The sequence below is a fragment of the Ramlibacter algicola genome (genome assembly GCF_016641735.1).
Classification (GTDB): Bacteria; Pseudomonadota; Gammaproteobacteria; order Burkholderiales; family Burkholderiaceae_C; genus Ramlibacter; species Ramlibacter algicola.
In genome coordinates, this window is record NZ_JAEDAO010000001.1 from 1,703,448 (window position 1) to 1,724,095 (window position 20,648).

Genomic DNA, 20,648 nt, shown 5'->3' on the forward strand with positions numbered 1-20,648 from the left:
ATTGGCCGGCAAGGGGCGCCTTGACCTTGCCACCGTGGCAACCGGAACCATGCGAGCTCCTCTCCAAGGAGCATCGAATGCACGAACCCAACCCCTGGTCCCGCTCGCCGGCGTGGATCGCCAACGCGCGCAGCTGGTTGTCCGAACGCGGACGCCTGCGCCGAGACGCCGATGAACTCGCTCGCATGGAATGGCGGGAGTTGCGCGATATCGGCATCACGCACTCGCGCGGCGTGGAGAGCGGCATCCTCATGACCCCCTCCGGTCCCGTGGCGCGCCGCAGCTGGATCGACGCGCAGCCCTTCTTCCCGGGCCGGGCGATTCGGCGCTGAAGGCAGCGCCATGCAGCGCGCCGATGCGACGCTCGCGGAGCCCGGCCTGCGGCTCGGTCTGCTCCCGTTCCGGCTCGGGGCTGCGGAGCGCCGTGCGCGGCTGGCCAGCTTCGCATGCCGGAGCGAGATCGGGTGGTTCGGCTTCGAAGGCCGGTACGCGGGTCCCGGCATCGCCGAGATCACCTTGTCGCGGTTGCATCCGGGTGTGCTGGGCGGCGGTGGGGTTGCAGCGCTCAACGGCGGCGTGGTCGCGGCCGGCTTCGATGCCGCCGTGGTGCTCGCGGGGCTCGGGCATTTCGATGCGGATGTCGTCGTCACGCTGGAGCTGTCCGTGCAGTTCCTGTCGCTGGCGCGTACGGACGCGCCGCTCGTGTTCCGCGCCGGCCTCACGCGCTCGTCGCGTGGCTTCGGCTTCGCGCAGGCGGTGCTGGAGCCGGTGGCAGGTGGTGCGCCGTTCGCGACCGCCACGGCGATGGTCGCGCCGGTTCGCCCATGAACGCGATCACCTTGCCTCGGCCACTGGCCGCTTGACCTTGCCATGGTGGGAAGGTCGACACTGCCCCGAACCGAAGGAGCTGACGATGCAACGCCTGAACATCGGAGACGCCGCCGCCGCGGCGGGCGTCACGCCCAAGATGGTCCGCCACTACGAGTCGCTCGGCCTCATCCCCGAGGCCGACCGCACGGAAGCCGGCTACCGCCTTTACGGCGACGGGGAGATCGCGATGCTGCGCTTCATCCGCCAGTCGCGCACGCTCGGGTTCTCGATGGAGCAGATCGGCCAGCTGATGGCGTTCTGGCGCGACCCCACGCGGCGAAGCCACGACGTGAAGCAGGTCGCGCAACGCCAGTTGCAGGCGTTGCTGGAGCAGCAGCGCGAGCTGGACCAGATGCGCGCCTCGCTGGAGAAGATGGTGACGCAATGCCGCGGCGACGAGGATGCGCACTGCGTGATCCTCGACGGGTTGGCCACGGCCGCAGCGCCCGCGACGGCGAGAAATCCGGGCCAGGAGAGGAAGCGCGCGCTGCGCGTGACGCAGCCGCGCGAGCGGCGAAGCTCAGGACGCGGCGCTGCGCCAGTCCTGCGCCGCGAACACGGCCTTGAAGTGGTCCACGACGCATTGCACCGCGCGTGGCACGTGCGGTGACCAGGGCCGGATCGCATAGATCTGCTCCGCGAAGAAGCCGAGCGGCCGCCACTTCGGCAACACCTGCACCAGCCGCCGCGTCCCCATGTGGCCGGCCGCGCTGAACGCCGGCAGCAGCGCGATGCCCAGCCCGCCCAACGCTGCTTGCCGCAGCACCTCGCTGTTGTTCGCCTTCAGTGGCCCGTCGACGACGACCGAGACCGGATCCTCGTCTCCACGCTGGAACGTCCACGTGCGCCCGCCACCGCGCAGGTAGAGCAGGCACGCATGCCCGGCGAGGTCGTTCGGGTGCTTGGGCATGCCCCGCCGGTGCAGGTAGCCGGCCGACGCGACCAGGATCGAAGTGCAGGGCGCCAGTGCCCAGGCCACGTGGGTTTCCGGCGGCGCTTCGGCGTGCCGGATCGCGAGGTCGAAGCCGTCCTGCGCGAGGTTCACCAAGCGGTCGCTCAGGTCGAGCTCCAGCCGCACTTCGGGATAACGCGTGCAGAACGCGGCGAGTGTCGGCGCGATGTGCTGCCGCCCCAGGGCCACTGGCGCCGTGACGCGCACCAGGCCGCGTGGCTCGTCGGCCAGGTCGCGCACGCCGCCAAACGCACGTTCGATGTGCTCGAACGCGTGCGCGGAGGCGCCGACGAACTCCTGGCCCGCCGGCGTCAGCGTCACCGACCGCGTCGTGCGTCGCACGAGTTGCACGCCGGCCGCGCGTTCCAGCGCCGCCACCCGCATGCTCACGCTGGCCTTGGAGATGCCGAGCCGCGCCGCCGTCGACGTGTAGCTGCGCGTCTGCGCGAGCACGGTCAGCAGGTGCAGGTCGTCGAAGGAGGGCGTGGTCATCTGTTCATTATCCTGAACAGTGTTGTCAATTCCCGCCGTTCACGCCGACCCTTGCGCTCCTACACTGGGCGCATGAACGCCCCCGACCCCACCCGCACCGCCGCGCTGGCCTCCATCGACCACTGGATCGACGGCCGCGTCGTCCCCGGCCAGAGCGGCCGCACCGCCGACGTCTTCAACCCCGCCACCGGCACGGTGACGGGCAAGGTCGCGCTGGCCAGCACTGCGGAAGTCGCACGCGCGGTCGAGTCCGCGCGTGCCGCGTTCCCGGCCTGGGCCGACCTGCCGCCGCTGCGCCGCGCGCGCGTGATGTTCCGGTTCCTCGAACAGCTGAACCGCCACCGCGACGACCTGGCGCGCGCCATCACCGCCGAGCACGGCAAGGTGTTCAGCGATGCGCAGGGCGAGGTCACGCGCGGCATCGAGATCGTGGAATTCGCCTGCGGCATCCCGCAACTGCTCAAGGGCGACTACACCGAGCAGGTCTCCACCGGCATCGACAACTGGACGATGCGCCAGCCGCTGGGGGTGGTGGCCGGCGTCACGCCGTTCAACTTCCCCTGCATGGTCCCGATGTGGATGTACCCGGTGGCCATCGCGGCGGGCAACTGCTTCATCCTCAAGCCCAGCCCGCTGGACCCGTCGGCGTCGCTGATGATGGCGCGGATGCTGAAGGAAGCCGGCCTGCCCGACGGCGTGTTCAACGTCGTGCAGGGCGACAAGGAAGCCGTCGACGCGCTGCTGGAGCATCCGGACGTGCAGGCGATCTCCTTCGTCGGCTCCACGGCCATCGCGCAGAAGATCTACGAGACCGGCGCGCGGCACGGCAAGCGCGTGCAGGCGCTGGGCGGCGCGAAGAACCACATGGTCGTCATGCCCGACGCCGACATGGAGCAGGCGGCCGACGCGCTGATCGGCTCGGCCTTCGGTTCCGCCGGCGAGCGCTGCATGGCGATCTCGCTGGGCGTGCTGGTGGGCTCGGCCGCCGACAAGCTGCTGCCGGTGCTGGCGGAGCGCACGCGCGCGCTGAAGATCAAGAACGGCACCGAGTCGGATGCCGAGATGGGCCCGATCGTGTCCGACGTCGCGCGCCAGCGCATCGCCGGCTACATCGAGCAGGGCGCCAAGGAAGGCGCCAAGCTGGTCGTCGACGGGCGCGCGTTCCAGGGCGCCAAGGCCGGCGCGGGCTGCGACAACGGCTTCTGGATGGGCGGCACGCTGTTCGACGACGTCAAGCCGTCGATGAAGATCTACCAGGACGAGATTTTCGGCCCCGTGCTGGGCTGCGTGCGCGTGAAGGACCTGAAGGAAGCCGTGGAGCTGATCAACTCGCACGACTACGGCAACGGCGTCGCCTGCTTCACGCGCGACGGCCACGTGGCGCGTGAGTTCTCGCGCCGCGTGCAGGTCGGCATGGTCGGCATCAACGTGCCGATCCCGGTGCCGATGGCGTGGCACGGGTTCGGCGGCTGGAAGAAGAGCCTGTTCGGCGACATGCATGCCTACGGCGAGGAAGGCGTGCGCTTCTATACGAAGCAGAAGTCGGTGATGCAGCGCTGGCCCGAGAGCATCGGCAAGGGCGCCGAGTTCGTGATGCCGACGTCGAAGTGACGGCGGGCGGGCCGGGCGTCAGCGTGCGCCCGGGGCCTGCGATCCGCGAACTTCAGCAGCTGCCGCACCGGTGCGCGTTGACGATTGCGGCAGCCAGTCCACTTTCAGTTGCGGCCGGAAGCCTTGCTCCGCGCAGAGCATCACCAGCCGCAGCAGCGGGCAATCGATCAACTTGCGCAGCAGCCGGTGGTCGAGCGGCTTGGGCAGGACCGCGACGCCAGCGGCAGTGAACCTGCCGACCGCCGGGTCGTCCGTCGAGGTCACCGTGATCGCCAGCCTTCCCCTGCAACGCTCGCCCAGGCCCTCCAGCAGGAACGCAGAGGCCCCATCCAGCCGGCAGTCGACCAGGAGGAAATCGAAGTCCTCCGCGTTCATGGCCTGCAGGACCTCTTCGAACGAGGCGGCGTGGGCCACCAGGTCCCCGTCCATGGCCAGGAGTTCGGCCAGGGACTCGCGACAGTCCCGGTGGCTGTCGGCGACAAGAACACGCTGCAAGGGTGCACTCCTTACGGCCCGGCAGGGAAGGGCCGCCGACCAGTGGACTCGCCGGCCCGGTGCCGCGCAAGTGCCGGCCAGCCGCCGCGCGAAAGAATTTGTTCGCTTGCGGCGATGTTGACGCCCGGCACGCTGCTTGCCCCAGCCATGCGCCGGGACTCGCGAGGCAGCGGGGGCAGATACTGTGCCCGGTGCAGCCCGCGCCCGCCCTGATCCGGTCCATCGGCCCGTTCCAGCTCACGCTGTACGGGCTGGGCAGCATGCTGGGGTCCGGCATCTACGGGCTGGTCGGCCAGGCCGCCGGACAGGTCGGCAACCTGGTCTGGGCGTCGTTCCTGGTGGCGATGGCGGCTGCCCTGCTGACGGCGCTGTCGTATGCGTCCCTGGGCTCGCGCCATCCGCGCGCGGGCGGCGCCGCGTTCGTGACGCAGAAGGCGTACGGACGGCCGTTGCTCAGCTTCGTCGTCGGCCTGGCCGTCGTGTGCTCCGGCCTGGCTTCCGTCGCCACCCAGTCGCAGGTGTTCGCGGGCAACCTCGTGGCCTTGCTTCCGGGGGCGTCGATGCCGCCGCGGGCCGCGGCGGCGGGCTTCCTGCTGGTGGTCGCGTCGCTGGTCCTGCGCGGCATCCGCGAGTCGATGTGGGTGAACGTCGTCTTCACGCTCGTGGAAGCGGGCGGCCTGCTGCTGGTGATCGCGGTCGGCCTTCGGTACTGGGGATCCGTCGACCTGCTGGAGATGCCCGCGTCCGCCGGCGGCGAACCCGCCGTGCTGCTGGTGATGCAAGGCGCGGTGCTGACGTTCTTCGCGTACATCGGCTTCGAGGACACCCTCAACGTCGCCGAGGAATGCCGCGACCCCCAGCGGACGGTGCCGATCGCGCTGGTCACCGCGATGCTGGTCGGCGCCACGATCTATGTCGCGGTCGCGATCACCGCGGTCTCGGTCGTGCCGTGGCAGGACCTGTCGCAGGCGCCCGGCCCGCTGACCGAGGTGATGGCACGCGCCGCGCCCGCCATCCCGCCCCTCGTCTTCACGGCGATCACGCTCTTCGCCGTGGCGAACACGGCGCTGGTGAACTACATCACCAGTTCACGGCTGGTCTATGGCATGGCCCAGCAGGGCTTGCTGCCGCGCAGGCTCGGCAGCGTGCACCACGGCTTTCGCACGCCGCACCTGGCCACCATCGCGTTGCTCGCGATCCTCCTGCCGCTGGGGCTGCTGGGCAGTGTCGCCAACCTGGCCTCGGCTGCGGTGCTGTTGCTGCTGGGTGTGTTTGCCGTCGTCAACGGCGCCTTGTTCGTGCTGCAAAGGCGCGTGGACGATCCGCCGGGACGGTTCGAAGTGCCTCGCTGGGTGCCCGCCGCCGGCATGGTCTTGTGCGTCGCGCTGATCGGATTCCGGATGTCCAGCAGTGATTGGCACGCGCCGGCGCTGGCCGGCGGACTGCTGCTCGGGATCCTGGCGCTGTACGCGCTGGTGCGCCCATCGGCGGTGGGCTGAGCTGGCGCTCTTCACTCGACCGGCAGCGCCGCATCAGGCTCGATCCGGTACGGCTCAGCGGCCGGCCAGGCCTCTTTCGACGGTGTAGTAGGCGCGCGGACATCGCGCGGCGCGATGGAACGCGAGTCAGTGCGCAGTGTCCTTCCCCGCCGCGACTGCGCCAAGTGCGTGCTGCAACGAGCGCAGGCCGACTGGCTTGACCAGATGGGCGCGGAAGCCCAGGGACTCCGTCCTCCGGCGCGTCTGCGGATCGCTCCACGCCGTGCACGCGATCAGCGCCGGCGCGGGATCGAGCTCTCGCAATGCGGCGGCGACCTGGAATCCGTCCATGACCGGCATGCCCAAGTCGAGCAGGACGGCGTCGAACCTGGCCGCCGAAGCCGCCTCGAGTGCGTCCAGCCCGTCGTGGGCGACCACGGTGCTGTGACCTTCCAGTTCGAGCAGCATGGACAGCATGTGCGCGGCATCGGTGTTGTCGTCGACGATGAGGATATTCAGCGCATCGCGGGAAACGGCGTTCGCCATGATCAATCCTTCGGGTGCCAGGAAAGGCATCGCGTTCGTTCCCGGATCAGGGTGGCCCAGACTGGCCGATGCGGGACGGCAGCCCAAACCAGAAGCTGGCGCCTTGACCCGGCACCGAATGGGCCCACACCATGCCGCCGTGCCTTTCGACGGCGCGGCGAACCAGCGCCAGGCCCATGCCGCTGCCATCGAACTGCTCGCGCGAATGCAGCCGCTGGAATGGCACGAAGAGCCGCGAGGCCTCGTCCGCGCGAAACCCGCAGCCGTTGTCGCGCACGCAGTACACCTGGCGCAGGTCGTACTGCTCGAGTGAGAAGTGAATCGTCGCCTCGAGTTGACGACTCGTGAATTTCCAGGCGTTGTCCAGCAGGTTGTGGACGACCAGCCGCAGCAGCGAGGCGTCGCCATAGGCCCGCATCTCCGGATCGATCCGCACGTCCACGCGTCGGTGGGAGTCTGTTTCGCGGAGCGCTGCGAGGCTCTTCTCCGCGAGGCGACTGAGGTCCACGAACTGGGGCCGCAAGGGCTGGGACGAGAGATGGGCGAACTGCAGGATGCAATCGAGCAGGCCTTCCACGCGCTTGCCTGCTGCGGCGATGCGGCGGACGTGGTGCTTCCCGCGATCGCTCAGGCCGTCCTCCGCGGACATGAGAGCCAGGGCGAAGCCGTGCACCGCGGCCGCAGGTGCGCGCAGGTCGTGTGAGAGCCCGTGCCCGAGAAGCTCCCACTCCCGAAGTTGCGCAAGCAGCTCCTGTGCGTCGGAAGACGACGGTACCTCGCCGATCGGGCATTGCACCGGTGAAAGGGTTCCTGCCAGCGTCAGGCCTCCGTGCGGCCCGGTCGACCGCGCGCCCTCCAGCAGCACGCGCTTGCGTCCGCTGCGCGGCGTGCGCAGCGTGACCAGTTGGCGCAACGGCCGTCCCCCCGTCACGCAGGCCAGGGCCGCTGCAAACAGGGGCGCCCGGTCCTCGGGCTCGATCGCTTCGAGCGCCTCCCAGACCGTCGGGTTGTAGCCGGCCGGGACTTCGTGGAGCAACCGAGCCTGCTCGGACCACAGCACCCGCCCGCTTTCGATCTCCACCGTCCAGGTTGCGCCGGCGGCCGCAGCCAGCCCCGGCAATCCGAATTGCTCAGGTCTCATTCCCACTCTCCTGCGCGCGCGCGCGAGGGAGGCGTTCGCGGGAGCGCGGGCCGGCGATGTCCGCAACCCGTTCGGCCATAACAATCGCCTTCATCGATCGCCTTTCTCCACGACACCGTGTCGTCGGACCATTGTTCGCAGGTGGCTGCGCCCAAGGCAACATGCGACTGTGTTCACGCGTCCCGCAAAGGTGGCCAGGCAACTTCACCCGCACCCAGCCGAACGAGCTGGATTTGCTGCTGCCTCCTCTTTACCGTTGCGACTCCGCAAAGGACGAGCCCTGTGGCAACGTGATCCAGAACGTTGCACCTTCTTCGGGAGTCGATTCGGCCCGGATGGTGCCGCCGTGCCGGCGCACGACGCGGGCCACGCTGGCCAGGCCGATCCCGGTTCCCGGGAAATCCGCCGAATGGTGAAGGCGGCCGAAAGGCGCGAACAGCCTCTCGGCGAAGCGTGGGTCGAAGCCTGCTCCCTGGTCCGACACCCGCAGGACCACATGCGACCCGGTGCGTTCGTCAATGCAGACCTCGATGCGGGTTAGTTCCTTCTTCGCGGAGAACTTCCAGGCATTGCCGATCAGGTTCCGGAGGGCGATCGCGATCAGGGCCGGATCACATTGCACCGACATGCCGGGCTCATCCGGACCTGGGCCGGACGGGCGGGTTCATTTGCACGCAGTTCCTCGACGATGCCTTCCGCAATCCGCGACAGGTCCGCGGCCGCGAGGGTGAGGGGCTGCTCGTGGGCGATCTCATGCAACTGCAGCATCGCGTCGACCAGGGCCTTCATCTCGGCGCATCCGCTGCGCACCCGCTCCATGTAGAAGCGCTCGTGCGGTTCCAGGCGATCTTTCAGGGATTCGGACAGGACGTAGGTGATGGTGTCGATTGCGGCCAGCGGGGCCTTCAGGTCATGTGACACCGACATGGAGAACGCCTCGAGTTCGCGGTTGGCGGCCTGCAGCTGCCGCGTCCTTCGCTGCACCCGCCGCTCGAGATCGACGTTGAGCGCCACGGCCTCGTCGAGCGCCAACACCTCACGGGTGATGTCCAGATGCACCACCAAGGCCGCGTCGGCACCCTTCCACCGGATCGGCTTGACCCGCATGCGGAACCACGTGTCCTCATGGCGCTGAAACCCCGCGCAGCAAAAGACCATCGCGAATTCGGAACGCTCCCCGACCAGCACGCCCGTGACGCCCTCGAAGGCCGCGCAGGCATCTGCGTCTCCGACTCGGCCGGCCTGCGCGGACTCGGGCAGGTTTGTCAGTCCTGCGGAACCGCCGATGCTGCGCGGCCGTTGCGTCCTTCCCCAGTTTGCGTTCGCTGCCACGATCCTCCCGCCCAGCCCGACGACAGCGATCTGTCCAGGGAGCTGATGGAGGAGATCCTGTTCTTCATCTCCGGTCGAGTCGGGACCTGCGTTTCGTGCCGTCAAGGGGAGTTCCTCTGCGCCGGCGTCTGGTCACCTGTCACGTCGACAGAGATGGACTTCGTTCCGGGGCGACGATGGTCCTCTGACACTCCGTTGCCGACTTTCTTGTCGAGCACGTTGTGGGTGCGAGAAGATCTCGCACGTCGAACTCCGGCTTTCCGTGGGTACACCTTCATTGGCATGACTCGGCGTGAATCCGCTGGACTGCCAGCATGCCGTCCGAAGCTAAATCGGACCTGAAAGCGCGCCGTTCCTGGACGTCATCGCTGCGCCGCACCCGACGGCGAAGTCGTGGAAGACAGGTACCGGATCACCGCGTCACGATCGGTGGCAGATGCCAGGGAGAACGCCATCTTTGTGCCGGGTGCCACGGATTGCGGATCCTGCAGCCACATCCTCAGGCGTCGCTCATCCCAGCGGCCCTTCGCGCGCTTGAGGGCGTCGGAGTAGTCGTAGCCGGCAACCGATGCGACCCTGCGACCCATGACGCCGCGCAGCATCGGGCCGACGCGGTTCGCGTCGAGCGAATGACAGGCGGCGCACCTGGATTCGAACAAGGCCTGGCCGTTGCTCGCCCCTTGGGCACCCTGCGCCGCGACAGGCAATGGGGAGCCGCCAAGGCTCGCCAGCGGGATCAAGACGCTGGCCGCCAGCAATGAACTGCGTTGCATGCTCGTTCAGCCGAAGAGGTACGCCCTGGAACGGATCTCCAGGCCTTGCGCGTTGTTCAGCGTCGTCCAGTGCACCGCTTCATCTGCAGCGAGGTTGCTGAAAAGCTGCGCGAGCTTCGGGTCGCGCAGCGCGGCGACCTGGCCGACATAGGCGCTGGCTGCTCCCTGCTCGAGCCTTGTCGCAAGAGCGACCACGTCGCCCTCGGTCTTGAGCGCCCCCAAATTGAGCGCCTCGACGTACTGGTCGTCCGACAGCGGCTGCACCGGCTTGCCCCCCGTCTTGGCAATGAGTGAGGCCAGCGAGTCCCGATGCTGTTCGTGGTGCCCCCTGAACACCTGCGCAATCCTGAGGGTGCCGGGCTTGAGCAGTCCGCTGCTTCCGGCAATCCGGTATGCGGCGATGCCTTCGTGTTCGAGTGCGAGGGCCACCTGCATCACCGACGCGTCGTTGGAGACGTCCTTTGTCTTCGCCTTCGCTCCGGCCGCAACTGCGGATGTGGAGGCGGCGATGAGGCCCAGCCCTGCCAAGCCGAGGAACACCCGGCGCGGCTGCTGCTCGATTCCATGGTTCACGTGTGAAGACATTTCCAGCGCTCCTTCGATGGTTGAAACTTGCCGTGGGTTCCATGCCGCAGTCGGTGTGACTGCAGCTCCCGGTTCGCGCGCGTGCCACGGTTGCACCCGCCGGCGTTTGAATCTAGCGGGGGCTGCTCGCCTCCGGCTGAAGCGTGGCGTCGAAATGGATGCAGGGGTGCGTTTGCAGGACTCCAGGAACAAGCCGGCGCGCACTCCAGCCGGGTCGACGCTCGATGTGCTCGGCGGTCCTGGAAAATCCAGGAGCCCGGTAGCTTTTGTCGACGGGCGCGCAGGTGCGGAACAGGCTGGCGAGGGATACGTACCATTGGGGCTGGGACACGCCACCACACCAGGGCCACGGGAGTCAGCAGCTTGAACGAACATCCGGTCCTGCGCATTTCTCCGACGGATCTCGAGACCCTGCTGGGAACCCTGGAGGTGAAGTTCGTGGCGCTCACCGAGTGCCTGGTCAGCATGGGATACGCCCTGGAGTTGGGCGGCGTGAACGCGCCTGGACTCCACTACAACCTGGTCGGCAAAGGTCGCGCCATCGTGGACGGTGGGGAGCCCATTCCATTGATGCCGCACACCCTGATCGTTGTTCCCGCGAGCTCGCTGTTCCGCATCGAGGTCGAAGGTCGTCACGGTTATTCCGGCCTGCTGTCGATCAACGGCCGAACGCCCACCCGATCGCCGGACGTGGTGCGAAGGGTCACGGCGGGAACTGAGGAGGAGCCATCGCTGATCCTCGTGTGCGGCTACTTCCACGCGACCTACGGCGCGTGCGCGGACCTCTTTGCCGGGCTGACGGAGCCGATCTTCGAGCAGTTCAGTGCCGAAGACCAGGTCGACACCAAGCTGCAGGCAGCGCTCGCCGAACTCGTCACGCAGGAAATCGGAAGCGGCGCGATGAGCGCCGCCTTGTTGAAGCAGGTCGTCGTCCAGCTCCTGCGCCGGTCCCTCGTTTCCATGAATGCATGGGTGGAGCACCTCTCCGTCCTCGGCGACCCCCTGGTTGCCCGGGCTTTCGCCGCAATGGCCATGCGCCCGGGAGACGACCACTCCCTCGAGAGCCTTGCCCATCTGGCCTGCCTCAGCCGCTCTGCCTTCGTGGCCCGATTCAGCAGCGCCGTTGGCAAAGCGCCCATGCAGGTGCTTCGAGAACTCCGGCTCAGGCAGGCGATGTCGCAGCTGAAAGGGAGTGGCCTGGCGATCGAACTCATCGCCCACAACGCCGGCTACGCCAGTCGCAGCAGCTTCATCAAGGCATTCCGGAAGAGCTATGGGATGGACCCTTCCGAGGTGCGCCGCGGCCTCCCGGCGCAGGAGTGACGTCGCCACGACCCGCGCGGAGCTATCCACCGGGAACGCTAGACGAGTTGGTAGCCGACGCCCCTGACAGTCTTGAAGAGCTGCCGGCCTGCGGCCTTTTCAAGCTTGCTCCGGATGCGTCCCATGTAGACGTCCAGCAGGTTCGCGTCCACGTCATAGTTCGAAGACCACACCTTCTCGGAGATCAGTTTCCGAGGCAACACCCGGCCCGGGTTGTGCATGAAGACCTCCAGGACGGCATATTCACGCTGGGTCAGGTCAACGGCTTCCCCACGGACGACCACGACGCCCGAGTGCAGGTGCATCTCGATGCCGGCGTGTTCCAGGACGGCACTCCGTGCCAGGGAATGCCTGCGGACCAGCGATCGCACTCGCGCGTGGAGTTCATGCAGGTCGAACGGCTTCCCCAGATAGTCGTCTGCACCGGCGTCGAGTCCCGCGACCTTGTCCTCCGCGGAGTCGCGGGCGGACAGGATCAGCACCGGTTCCCGGAACCCGGCCCGGCGCCACGATCGCAACAGGTCCAGGCCAGCTCCGTCTGGTAACCCGAGATCCAGTACGACAAGGTCAAAGCCGCTCCCGGCGAGAGCGTCGCTGGCCGCCGCGCATGTCACCGCGCGTACGACCGTGTAGCGGCTCGCTTGCAGGATCTCCCCAAGCAGACGACCAAGCTGCGGGTCGTCTTCGACAATCAGCACCTTCATCGACAGCACTGCCTCAATCGCTCGTTCTCTCTCACGTCGCCGCCAACTTCACCGTGCATGACCGATCCGCGCTGTCGCAAGAAGCGTTGCCCCGCAGGCCGAAGGTTGTCCGCCCGGTCCGGAGAAATCGAGACCGACGGTGCACCAAGTGCATCCGAGTCGCTGCGAGGAGGACCAGATGGTCTTTCCCCCGGCGGCGAGTTGCCTTCCGATGCTGGTTAGCCGCCCGAGGTCGGTTGCCGTCCAGGGCCGAATGGCCAGCGTGGGTGGCGACACAGCGCCGAACAGGACTTCGGACTCCGGCACCAGGGTGCGGTTGAACCTCTCAGGATGCAATGCGAAGTTAAATCCAGCCTGAACGCAGGCTGGGTTGGCCGCCGCGTCTGGATCGCGTTTTTTGCTTCAGGCGGCCTGCGTGCAATCAGCTCAAGACTCCACCAGGACAATGGCTCCGTCGGAGACGTAGCGGCAGAAATTCGCGAACGGCATGGCGGCCTCCTCACGCGAACTGCCCTCCGACCAGGCGAACACGGCATCACCCGGGGAGAACGTGATTTCGACCAGGCCTCGCCGAATCTCGAGGAGGGGGCCTTCTCCCAGGCGAAACTCGACGCGGCCCAGGATGTGCGCGTTGACCGTGGAGAGCGTTTCGGTACCGAGCTTGAAGAAGGAGTTCAGCTCCTTGCCGCTCGCAGGCCTGCCGAAGTCGAACCGGCCATCCTCGGCGATCGACTGCGCGGCGCGCATGAAACCGCCCCAGGCGCTGCGCGCGAGCGCTGCCCCGACACTGATGCGCCGCACCCCGAGGGAGGCGATGTCGTCGAACGTCAAAGCCGTGTCGGAGCGCACGAGCACGTCCAGCGGCGTGGGGTGGACGGCATCGACAAGCGCTGCGATTTCCTCGCGCGTCGAGACGCCAGGCGCACAGAGGACGTCGGCCCCCGCGCCCGCATAAGCCTGCAGGCGCAGGATGATGTCCTCCAGGTCGGGACGCCCAACCCGGAAGTTCCCGGCGCGTCCAACCAGGAGCGGTGCATCTGGGCCGTACTCGTCGAGCACGGCACGTGCGACCTGGAGCCTTGCCACGGAGGAGCCGAGGTCCCTGACCGGATTGGAGGCAATGCCACTGCCGTCCTCGAGCGAGATTCCTGCGACCCCGGTGTCCACGGCCTTGCGGATGTTGTCCGCGATCCCCGCCGCACTTTGCGCGAAGCCGGACTGGAAGTCGGCGTCGACCGGAATGGCGGTGGCCTGGACGATGTCGCGCAAGTGGTCGAGCGCATCGTCCAGGGATAGTGTTCCGTCGGCGCGTGCTAGCGACCAGGCTGCGCCGGCGCTCGTGGTCCCCAAGGCCTTGAAGCCCAGGCCTTGCAGGTACCGTGCGCTGCCTCGGTCCCATGGATTCGGCATGACGAAGCATCCGGTCCGGTGCAGTTCACGAAAGGCGCGGCGACGTTGGACGATGCCGGTTGCTTGCGGTGTCATGGAAGTCCTCCTGGGCACCAGCGGCTCCCGATGGCGAGCACTGGCGGCGTGTCCACACGGTACGACGCCACGCGCGTCCGGAAGTCCGCCGGATGTCTCCCAGCTTCCTGAAATCGACCTGCAGCTGTGCATTGCGCGGCTCGCTCGCCAGGGACGCGTGGACACATTTGCTGGACGCGGAAACGGGGAATCTGGCCAGAATTTCCCTGACGCCTCGTAGACAGCCTTGCGGCTCTCGAGGGATCGACCGTACTGCCCAGAAAGGTTCTCCATGCATGAATTTCGCAAGGATGCGGGCGTGATTGCCAACCTCACGCCCGAGCAATACCGGGTCACCCAGCAGAACGGGACCGAACGTCCAGGGACTGGGAGCTACCTGCACACGAAGCAGCCAGGGATCTACGTCGACATCGTTTCGGGCGAGCCGCTGTTTTCCTCCACGGACAAGTACGAGTCCGGATGCGGCTGGCCCAGCTTCACGAGGCCCATCGAAGGCAGGCACGTCAAGGAGTCGACGGACGTGAGCCATGGCATGTCGCGCACGGAAGTCCGATCCTTGCACGGTGACAGCCATCTCGGGCACGTGTTTCCCGACGGCCCCCCCGACCGCGGTGGCCTTCGGTATTGCATCAATTCCGCGTCCCTTCGCTTCATCCCGCGTGAGCAGATGGAGGCCGAGGGCTACGGCGCCTACCTTGACCTCGTCCAGGAGTCCGTATGACCGGCGAACGCGTGATCCTTGCCGGTGGCTGCTTCTGGGGGATGCAGCAGTTGTTCCGCCGCCGTGATGGCGTCATTGCAACGCGCGTCGGGTATTCGGGCGGTGACGTCCCCAACGCGACGTACCGCAACCACGGCACGCACGCTGAAGCCATCGAGGTCATCTTCGATCCCGCAAGGATCGGATTCCGCGAGCTGCTGGAGTTCTTCTTCCAGCTGCACGATCCCTCGACCAGGAACCGGCAGGGCAACGACACCGGTGCCGGCTATCGGTCTGCGATTTTCCACACCAGCGAGGACCAGAAGCGCATCGCCGAAGACACCATTGCGGAAGTGGACGCCACTGGCTTGTGGCCGGGGAAGGTCGTGACGGAGGTGCTGCCGGCCGGTGATTTCTGGGAAGGAGAGCCGGAGCACCAGGACTATCTCGAGCGCAGGCCGAACGGCTACACCTGCCACTACATCCGCCCGGACTGGGTGCTTCCCAAGATCGATGCCGACGGTAGGCCGCAGGCAGATCGGCTGCCGTGCAGGCGAGGACATCAACACATGAAGGTGGCGCGATGAAAGCAATCGTTGTGACGGACCGGGCTGCGGGAACGGCCGGGATGCAACTGGTGGAGCGGCCCGAGCCGAAGGCAGCAATCAACGACGTCGTCGTCCGGGTTCATGCGTCCGGGTTCGTCGGCACCGAACTGGGCTGGCCTTCGACCTGGGCGGATCGCCTCGGCCGTGACCGGACACCCTCGATCCCCGGGCATGAGCTGGCGGGTGTGGTCACCGCCGTCGGCTATGGCACGACGGGACTGTCGGTGGGACAGCGGGTGTTCGGCCTCACCGACTGGTATCGCGACGGCACCTTGGCGGAGCTCGTCGCTGTCGAGGCGCGCAATCTTGCGCCGCTGCCGGGCGACGTCGCCTTCACGGTGGGCGCGAGCTTGCCCATCTCGGGCTTGACCGCGTGGCAGGGATTGTTCGTGCACGGCCGCCTTCGGGCAGGGCAGAGCGTCGTTGCGCATGGTGCGGCCGGAGCTGTCGGGTCGATGGTGACGCAACTCGCACGTGAGTTTGGGGCCTACGTCATCGGCACCGGCCGCGCCGCCGACCGCCGGACGGCGCTCGAGTTCGGAGCCAACGAGTTCATCGACCTCGACAACGAGGCTCTGGAAGACATCGGCCAGGTCGATCTGGTGTTCGACCTGATCGGCGGCGACATCGGCAGGCGATCCGCTCGCCTGGTCCGGGCCGGGGGAACGCTGGTCTCCATCGTCGGGGCGGTCGAGGCGCGGCCATCCGACGGCTTGGCGGTGGACTTCGTGGTCGAGTCCGACCGTGCCGAACTGGCCGAGATCGTCCAGCGGCTGCGGGATGGACGGCTGCGGGCGAACATCGGCACCATCGCGACCCTCGACGAGGCCGTCGCCGCCTTCAACCCGACCGCGCGACGTTCGGGGAAGACGATCATCCAGGTCGGCTTGTGATGGCGCGGGAAGAGCGAGCGGGCCTGCCCCCCGCGTTGGGAACCGCGTTCCGGTCCGCGGTCGTCTCCCTCGTGGTCGCGTTTGCCGCGGCGGCCGCCCCCATCCCGCTGTACAACATCTACCGCGCGGAGGACGGGTTGACCAACGCAAACATCTCGATGGCTGTCGTCACGTACTCCATCGGCACCATCGCCGCGCTGTTGCTGCTGGGGCGGCTCTCCAACCATCTGGGCCGCCGGCACGCTGCGATCGCCAGCCTCGGGGTGATCCTGCTGGGCTCCTTGCTGCTGCTGGCCGTGCACGACATCGAAACCTTGCTGGCCGGCCGGTTCCTGGTGGGCGTCGGTACCGGGTTGGCCAGCAGCAGCCTGAGCGCCTACATCGTCGACGCCGCGCCCGGCAAGCCCGAATGGCTGGCCTCCGTCGCCTCCAGCCAAGGACCGATGCTCGGCCTCACCATCGGCGCCATCGCCTCCGGCGCCCTGGTGGAATTCGGCGCCTGGCCACGTGATCTCATCTACCTGGTTTGCGTCGGCTGCCTGTTGCTCTCTGCTGGTCTCATCGCCTTCAGCCCGGAAACAGCAACTCCGACGCCGGGCGCCTGGCACTCGCTTCGACCCTGCGTCCGCATCCCGGCCCGGGTGAAGCCCCTGCTCCCGGTCGCCGCAGCGGTGTTCCTGGCCACTTGGTCGACCGGAGCCTTCTACCAAGCGTTCGTCCCCGCGCTGGTTGAAGATCAACTGCACACGCGCAGCCCGCTCATCCTCGGGCTGGTCTTTGCTGCCTACATGACTCCCAGCGTTCTCGGTGCTCCCATTGGCGGCCGCTTCACATCCGCGGTGGCCCAACGCATCGGCATGATCATCTTCCTGGCCGGAATGATGGGCATCATCACCGCCATCGTCGCGGGCACACTGGTGTTGTTCATCATCGCAACCATCGTCGCGGGCGCCGGCCAGGGCATCGCGATCAGCGCGGCCATCCGTGGCCTTCTGCACGGCGGCGCTCCGGCCGACCGCGCGCCGATCTTCAGCGCGATCTACTTGCTCTGCTACAGCGGTGCGGCCTTCCCCAGTCTCATCTCGGGCCGACTGTCCAACACCTTCTCGCTGCCGCAGATTGCCCTCGGATACGGCGGGCTGGCCATCGTCGCCACGTTGATCACTGTGCTCGGCGCGCGAAATCCGCGCATCGACACGACTGCGATCGTCACCAGCGAGGGCCCGATCGCCAGCAGGGCGTGAGCAGCGCTGCGGACCGGAGCGAGGTGGCCCCACCTTGTCTCTAGCCGGTGAACGTCTCTTTCAGGCTCGTGATCCTGTTGAAGACAAGTTTGCCGTGGCCCGGTGCATGGTCCACCCTGTCCGCCACGAAGTAACCCAGGCGCTCGAACTGGAAATGCTGCTCGGGCGCCGCCTGGCCGAGTGAGGGCTCGACGTAGGCCCTGACGCGCCTGGCACTGGCAGGATGGAGTTCGTCCAGGGAGTCGTGGCCGCCGCCGGGTTGCGGAACAGTGAACAGGCGCTCATACAGGCGGACTTCCGCCTGGACACCATCCGCGGCGCTTACCCACGTGATCGTCCCCTTGACCTTGACGGCCGCACCTGGCGTACCGCTCTTGGTCTCCGGCAGTACCTCGGCGTGGATCTCGGCCAGTTCCCCGGCGCCCGTCCTGACTGCACCCGTGCATCGCACCACGTAACCGGACTTCAACCGCACGATGTTTCCGGGGGCCAGGCGGAAGAATCCCGGACTCGGTGAGTCGGAGTAATCCGCACGCTCGACCCAGAGATCGCGCCCGAAGAAGAACTTGCGCTCGCCCCGCTCCGGTGCCCGGGGATGGAGCCATGCCGAACAGGATTCCAGATGGCCCGCCCCCATGACGTCGTCCCAGTTGCTGATGACGAGGCGAACGGGGTCCAACACCGCCATGGCGCGAGTGGCTGTAGGTTCCAGGTCGTCTCGCAACGCACCTTCGAGCACGGAGTAGTCGATCCAGCTGTCCGCCTTGCTGACCCCGATCCGTTCCGCGAAGAGCTGGAGTGCTCCTGGTGTGCAGCCGCGACGCCGCAGACCCACGATCGTGGGCATCCGGGGGTCGTCCCAGCCATCCACGTGCCCTTCATCGACCAGCTGTTTGAGCTTGCGCTTGCTGGTCACCACATAGGTCAGGTTCAGCCGGGCGAACTCGTATTGCCGCGGGGGCGGACTGTTGATGAGACCGCCTCGTGCCAGATGGGACAGGAGCCAGTCGTAGAAGGGCCGCTGGTCTTCGAACTCCAGCGTCGCAATGCTGTGGGTGATGTTCTCCAGCGCGTCCTCGATGGGATGCGCGAACGTGTACATCGGATAGATGCACCACTTGTTGCCGGTGTTGTGGTGGTGCGCGTACTTGATCCGGTACAGGGCCGGATCGCGCAGATTGATGTTGGGACTCGCCATGTCGATCCTGGCGCGCAGGATGGCGGCTCCCTCGGGCAGCTTTCCGTCCCGCATCTCGCGAAACCGGTGCAGGTTTTCCGCGGCGCTGCGGTTCCGGAATGGGCTATCCAGGCCGGGGCGGGTGAAATCCCCACGATGGGTGCGGAGCTGCTCGGCACTCTGCTCATCCACGTACGCCAGTCCCGCCTCGATGAGATATTCGGCCGCGCGGTACATGAAATCGAAGTAGTCGCTGGCCTGGTACAGGTGGCGGGCGCCGCCTGCCTCCCAGTCGTAACCCAGCCACTGGACCGCGTCCTTGATGGACTCGACATATTCGAGGTCTTCCCTGTCGGGATTGGTGTCGTCCAGGCGCAGGTGACAGGCACCCTGGTAGTCCCGTGCCAGTCCGAAATTCACGCTGATGCTCTTGGCGTGGCCGATGTGCAGGTAGCCGTTCGGCTCGGGCGGAAACCGGGTGCGGATCCGGGCCCAGTCCAGCTCGCCGCCGGCGTGATGGCGCGCGTCCCCAGGACCCCCACCCCAGCGGCGGGAGGAATAGGTGCCGATCGCGACGTCATGGCCAACCGCCTGGCGAAGGAAGTTTCCGGGCGCAGCCGGCGAACCCGATGGGGTGGTTGAACGCGGCAAGGTCGACTCGAACAGGCCCATGATTTGCGTAAGACGACGCGCGACCAAGCCGCTCAGGCCGGCGAGATGGCACTCGCCAAGGGCTGGAGCTGCTGCAGGAGGGTCGGGACGAGTTCGCTGATCGTGGGGTGGATGGCCGGGATGGCCGCCAACTGCCGCACGGTGGTTCCCGTGCTCATCGCGTTGACCAGGGGGTGGATCACTTCGTCAGCCGAGGCGCAGACGAAAGTGGCGCCCAGGACCTGGCCGGTGTCTGCGTCGGCGAGAACACGCATGAAGCCGCGGGTGTCCCCGCGTTCCACGGCGCGCCTGACCCGGGTCATTGGCATCACTCCCGTGAGGACGCCTTTGCCGGTGCGCGAGGCCTCTTGCGTCGACGCACCGATGCGCGCGAGGGGTGGATCGGTGAACACCGCATAGCGCGCGGCTCGACCTTCGACGCTTCGCTGTTCACCGTCCAGCACCGCGCCGGCAACGATCTCGTAGTCATTCCACGACGTATGTGTGAACGCTCCGCGGCCGTTCGCGTCACCCAATGCCCAGACGCCTGGCTGCGTTGTCCTCAACTGGCCATCCGTCTTGATGAACCCGCGCTCGTCGACCGCGACGCCGGCCTCGTCGAGCCCGAGGTCAGCCGTGTTGGGCTGGCGGCCGACCGCCACGAGGACGTGGCTTCCCTCTACCCCAACACGATCTCGACCCTGCAGAAACGTCAGGCAAGGGCCGGTCGAACCTCGTTCGAGATGGAAGCAATCTGCAGAAAGGAAAAAGCGAACCCCGTCGGCGACGAGAGAGTCCTGGATGACTTTGGCGGCGTCCTCGTCTTCACGAGGCAACAGCCTGGCCGCGCGCTCGACGACGGTGACATTGCTGCCCAGCCTTTGCAGAGCCTGTCCGAGTTCCAGTCCCACGGGGCCGCCACCGACGATCAGCAAGTCGGACGGCAGTTCCCGGAGGTCGAAAAAGGTGTCGGTGGTGAGGAATTGCACTCCAGCCGCGCGAGCCCACGGCGGTTCCACCGGCCGACATCCCACATTCAGGAAGATGCGGGGAGCTCTCAATTGGCGCTTACCCACGGATACGGTATCGGAATCAACGAAGCGCGCATTCCCCAGGATCACGGTGAGGCCGCCGATGCTGGCCAGCCAGGTGCCGAGGCCGGCGCGCGATTCGTCCGAAACCGCATGCACCCTTTCAAGGACGGCGCGGTAATCGGCACTGGCAGGTGGTCGGGCGTTCACCCCGAACTCATGCGCCCGCGCTACCAGATGCGCGACCGCAGCGCTGGCGATGAGAGTCTTGCTGGGCGTGCAGCCGGTATTGACGCAGGTGCCGCCCAACCGCTGGCGCTCCACCAGTGCCACCCGCAGCCCCGCCTTGGCCAGGCGCGCAGAGAGGGCGGGCCCCGCTTGACCAGCTCCGATGACTATCGCGTCCCATTGCTCAGGCTGCAAGCTGTGTCCTCCATCGTCCTTTCCGGCAAGACTCAATGTAGCGTCCACATTGCAGAAGTCGAGAAGCTTGGGCGTTGCATCAGCTCATGTCCGACGACGGGGCACGCAATCCGGACTCCCGGACACATTGCCAG

At 67.2% G+C, this 20,648-nt stretch carries 21 protein-coding genes and 1 pseudogene; 10 read left to right on the forward strand and 12 right to left on the reverse strand.

All coding sequences use genetic code 11. From position 1 onward, the window contains the following. Positions 1-77: 77 nt before the first annotated feature. The 3 genes from I8E28_RS08285 to I8E28_RS08295 all read left to right on the forward strand — a co-directional run bounded on the left by I8E28_RS08285 (position 78) and on the right by I8E28_RS08295 (position 1,480). Positions 78-332, forward strand: coding sequence for a hypothetical protein (locus I8E28_RS08285; RefSeq protein WP_200787517.1), 255 nt, complete (start codon positions 78-80; stop codon positions 330-332). Positions 333-342: 10 nt separating this feature from the next. Beyond that, positions 343-828 carry a PaaI family thioesterase gene (locus I8E28_RS08290; RefSeq protein WP_200787518.1) on the forward strand — a complete coding sequence of 162 codons (486 nt, stop codon included), beginning with the start codon at positions 343-345 and terminating at the stop codon, positions 826-828. An 85-nt stretch (positions 829-913) separates the two neighbouring features. Then, the gene (locus tag I8E28_RS08295) at positions 914-1,480 is read left to right on the forward strand and encodes a MerR family DNA-binding protein (RefSeq protein ID WP_200787519.1); all 567 of its coding nucleotides are present in this window, start codon (positions 914-916) and stop codon (positions 1,478-1,480) included. Here I8E28_RS08295 and I8E28_RS08300 read toward each other — a convergent pair. Beyond that, entirely contained in the window at positions 1,391-2,314 is a 924-nt protein-coding gene (locus tag I8E28_RS08300; RefSeq protein WP_200787520.1) for a LysR family transcriptional regulator, read from the reverse strand. The two genes, I8E28_RS08295 and I8E28_RS08300, sit on opposite strands and share 90 nt — an antisense overlap. Before the next feature lie 72 nt (positions 2,315-2,386). Between I8E28_RS08300 and I8E28_RS08305 the strand changes: the two genes are divergently transcribed. Next, the gene (locus I8E28_RS08305) at positions 2,387-3,925 is read left to right on the forward strand and encodes a CoA-acylating methylmalonate-semialdehyde dehydrogenase (RefSeq protein WP_275403453.1); all 1,539 of its coding nucleotides are present in this window, start codon (positions 2,387-2,389) and stop codon (positions 3,923-3,925) included. Between the two features lie 18 nt (positions 3,926-3,943). On the opposite strand, the gene I8E28_RS08310 is transcribed toward I8E28_RS08305, so the two are convergent. Further along, complete coding sequence (locus tag I8E28_RS08310) at positions 3,944-4,420, reverse strand: response regulator (RefSeq protein WP_200787521.1); 477 nt, start codon at positions 4,418-4,420, stop codon at positions 3,944-3,946. A gap of 191 nt (positions 4,421-4,611) precedes the next feature. Here I8E28_RS08310 and I8E28_RS08315 point away from each other — a divergent pair, with 191 nt between their 5' ends. Next, complete coding sequence (locus tag I8E28_RS08315) at positions 4,612-5,919, forward strand: amino acid permease (protein WP_200787522.1); 1,308 nt, start codon at positions 4,612-4,614, stop codon at positions 5,917-5,919. Between the two features lie 126 nt (positions 5,920-6,045). Here the strand turns inward: I8E28_RS08315 and I8E28_RS08320 are convergent, their stop codons facing one another. The 6 genes from I8E28_RS08320 to I8E28_RS08345 all read right to left on the reverse strand — a co-directional run bounded on the left by I8E28_RS08320 (position 6,046) and on the right by I8E28_RS08345 (position 10,275). Further along, positions 6,046-6,444, reverse strand: a complete 399-nt coding sequence (locus I8E28_RS08320; RefSeq protein WP_200787523.1) for a response regulator — start codon at positions 6,442-6,444, stop codon at positions 6,046-6,048. Between the two features lie 46 nt (positions 6,445-6,490). After that, a complete protein-coding gene (locus I8E28_RS08325) occupies positions 6,491-7,585 on the reverse strand; it encodes a sensor histidine kinase (RefSeq protein ID WP_200787524.1) in 1,095 nt (364 codons plus the stop codon). Positions 7,586-7,835: 250 nt separating this feature from the next. Then, positions 7,836-8,213, reverse strand: coding sequence for a sensor histidine kinase (locus I8E28_RS08330; RefSeq protein ID WP_200787525.1), 378 nt, complete (start codon positions 8,211-8,213; stop codon positions 7,836-7,838). Continuing rightward, positions 8,186-9,022 (reverse strand): phytochrome family protein, encoded by an 837-nt coding sequence (locus I8E28_RS08335; RefSeq protein WP_200787526.1) that lies wholly within the window; start codon positions 9,020-9,022, stop codon positions 8,186-8,188. Before I8E28_RS08335 ends, I8E28_RS08330 begins: the two co-directional genes overlap by 28 nt. 257 nt (positions 9,023-9,279) lie before the next feature. Then, positions 9,280-9,690 carry a c-type cytochrome gene (locus I8E28_RS08340; protein WP_200787527.1) on the reverse strand — a complete coding sequence of 137 codons (411 nt, stop codon included), beginning with the start codon at positions 9,688-9,690 and terminating at the stop codon, positions 9,280-9,282. 6 nt (positions 9,691-9,696) lie between these two features. After that, positions 9,697-10,275 (reverse strand): ferritin-like domain-containing protein, encoded by a 579-nt coding sequence (locus I8E28_RS08345; RefSeq protein ID WP_200787528.1) that lies wholly within the window; start codon positions 10,273-10,275, stop codon positions 9,697-9,699. 363 nt (positions 10,276-10,638) lie between these two features. Between I8E28_RS08345 and I8E28_RS08350 the strand changes: the two genes are divergently transcribed. Beyond that, positions 10,639-11,598: an AraC family transcriptional regulator gene (locus tag I8E28_RS08350; RefSeq protein ID WP_200787529.1), complete on the forward strand. Its 960-nt coding sequence runs from the start codon at positions 10,639-10,641 to the stop codon at positions 11,596-11,598. A gap of 38 nt (positions 11,599-11,636) precedes the next feature. Here I8E28_RS08350 and I8E28_RS08355 read toward each other — a convergent pair whose 3' ends face one another. Next, complete coding sequence (locus I8E28_RS08355) at positions 11,637-12,302, reverse strand: response regulator transcription factor (RefSeq protein WP_200787530.1); 666 nt, start codon at positions 12,300-12,302, stop codon at positions 11,637-11,639. Between the two features lie 660 nt (positions 12,303-12,962). After that, positions 12,963-13,787: pseudogene (locus I8E28_RS08360) on the reverse strand (isocitrate lyase/PEP mutase family protein); the annotation flags it as partial. Positions 13,788-14,058: 271 nt separating this feature from the next. Between I8E28_RS08360 and msrB the strand changes: the two are divergent. Genes msrB through I8E28_RS08380 form a run of 4 tightly spaced genes read left to right on the forward strand, consistent with a single transcriptional unit; the run spans position 14,059 to position 17,232 of the window. Next, positions 14,059-14,508: a peptide-methionine (R)-S-oxide reductase MsrB gene (msrB, locus tag I8E28_RS08365; protein WP_200787532.1), complete on the forward strand. Its 450-nt coding sequence runs from the start codon at positions 14,059-14,061 to the stop codon at positions 14,506-14,508. Continuing rightward, positions 14,505-15,074, forward strand: coding sequence for a peptide-methionine (S)-S-oxide reductase MsrA (gene msrA / locus I8E28_RS08370; RefSeq protein ID WP_200787533.1), 570 nt, complete (start codon positions 14,505-14,507; stop codon positions 15,072-15,074). The genes msrB and msrA overlap by 4 nt, the downstream gene beginning before the upstream one ends. Then, on the forward strand, positions 15,071-15,988 hold the full coding sequence (locus I8E28_RS08375; protein WP_200787534.1) for an NADP-dependent oxidoreductase: 918 nt from the start codon (positions 15,071-15,073) through the stop codon (positions 15,986-15,988). The genes msrA and I8E28_RS08375 overlap by 4 nt, the downstream gene beginning before the upstream one ends. After that, positions 15,988-17,232 carry an MFS transporter gene (locus I8E28_RS08380; protein WP_200787535.1) on the forward strand — a complete coding sequence of 415 codons (1,245 nt, stop codon included), beginning with the start codon at positions 15,988-15,990 and terminating at the stop codon, positions 17,230-17,232. The genes I8E28_RS08375 and I8E28_RS08380 overlap by 1 nt, the downstream gene beginning before the upstream one ends. A gap of 40 nt (positions 17,233-17,272) precedes the next feature. Here I8E28_RS08380 and I8E28_RS08385 read toward each other — a convergent pair whose 3' ends face one another. Both I8E28_RS08385 and I8E28_RS08390 read right to left on the reverse strand, forming a co-directional pair. Further along, positions 17,273-19,081, reverse strand: a complete 1,809-nt coding sequence (locus I8E28_RS08385; RefSeq protein ID WP_200787536.1) for a glutamine--tRNA ligase/YqeY domain fusion protein — start codon at positions 19,079-19,081, stop codon at positions 17,273-17,275. A 32-nt stretch (positions 19,082-19,113) separates the two neighbouring features. Next, positions 19,114-20,514, reverse strand: a complete 1,401-nt coding sequence (locus I8E28_RS08390) for a mercuric reductase (RefSeq protein WP_200787537.1) — start codon at positions 20,512-20,514, stop codon at positions 19,114-19,116. Positions 20,515-20,648 lie beyond the last annotated feature (134 nt).

Bases quoted from the DNA above. Each gene is read 5' to 3' on its own strand.
- I8E28_RS08285 (WP_200787517.1), top strand. From the start codon at position 78: ATGCACGAACCCAACCCCTGGTCCCGCTCGCCGGCGTGGATCGCCAAC.
- I8E28_RS08290 (WP_200787518.1), top strand. From the start codon at position 343: ATGCAGCGCGCCGATGCGACGCTCGCGGAGCCCGGCCTGCGGCTCGGT.
- I8E28_RS08295 (WP_200787519.1), top strand. From the start codon at position 914: ATGCAACGCCTGAACATCGGAGACGCCGCCGCCGCGGCGGGCGTCACG.
- I8E28_RS08300 (WP_200787520.1), bottom strand. From the start codon at position 2,314: ATGACCACGCCCTCCTTCGACGACCTGCACCTGCTGACCGTGCTCGCG.
- I8E28_RS08305 (WP_275403453.1), top strand. From the start codon at position 2,387: ATGAACGCCCCCGACCCCACCCGCACCGCCGCGCTGGCCTCCATCGAC.
- I8E28_RS08320 (WP_200787523.1), bottom strand. From the start codon at position 6,444: ATGGCGAACGCCGTTTCCCGCGATGCGCTGAATATCCTCATCGTCGAC.
- I8E28_RS08325 (WP_200787524.1), bottom strand. From the start codon at position 7,585: ATGAGACCTGAGCAATTCGGATTGCCGGGGCTGGCTGCGGCCGCCGGC.
- I8E28_RS08330 (WP_200787525.1), bottom strand. From the start codon at position 8,213: ATGTCGGTGCAATGTGATCCGGCCCTGATCGCGATCGCCCTCCGGAAC.
- I8E28_RS08340 (WP_200787527.1), bottom strand. From the start codon at position 9,690: ATGCAACGCAGTTCATTGCTGGCGGCCAGCGTCTTGATCCCGCTGGCG.
- I8E28_RS08345 (WP_200787528.1), bottom strand. From the start codon at position 10,275: ATGTCTTCACACGTGAACCATGGAATCGAGCAGCAGCCGCGCCGGGTG.
- I8E28_RS08355 (WP_200787530.1), bottom strand. From the start codon at position 12,302: ATGAAGGTGCTGATTGTCGAAGACGACCCGCAGCTTGGTCGTCTGCTT.
- msrB (WP_200787532.1), top strand. From the start codon at position 14,059: ATGCATGAATTTCGCAAGGATGCGGGCGTGATTGCCAACCTCACGCCC.
- msrA (WP_200787533.1), top strand. From the start codon at position 14,505: ATGACCGGCGAACGCGTGATCCTTGCCGGTGGCTGCTTCTGGGGGATG.
- I8E28_RS08375 (WP_200787534.1), top strand. From the start codon at position 15,071: ATGAAAGCAATCGTTGTGACGGACCGGGCTGCGGGAACGGCCGGGATG.
- I8E28_RS08380 (WP_200787535.1), top strand. From the start codon at position 15,988: ATGGCGCGGGAAGAGCGAGCGGGCCTGCCCCCCGCGTTGGGAACCGCG.
- I8E28_RS08385 (WP_200787536.1), bottom strand. From the start codon at position 19,081: ATGGGCCTGTTCGAGTCGACCTTGCCGCGTTCAACCACCCCATCGGGT.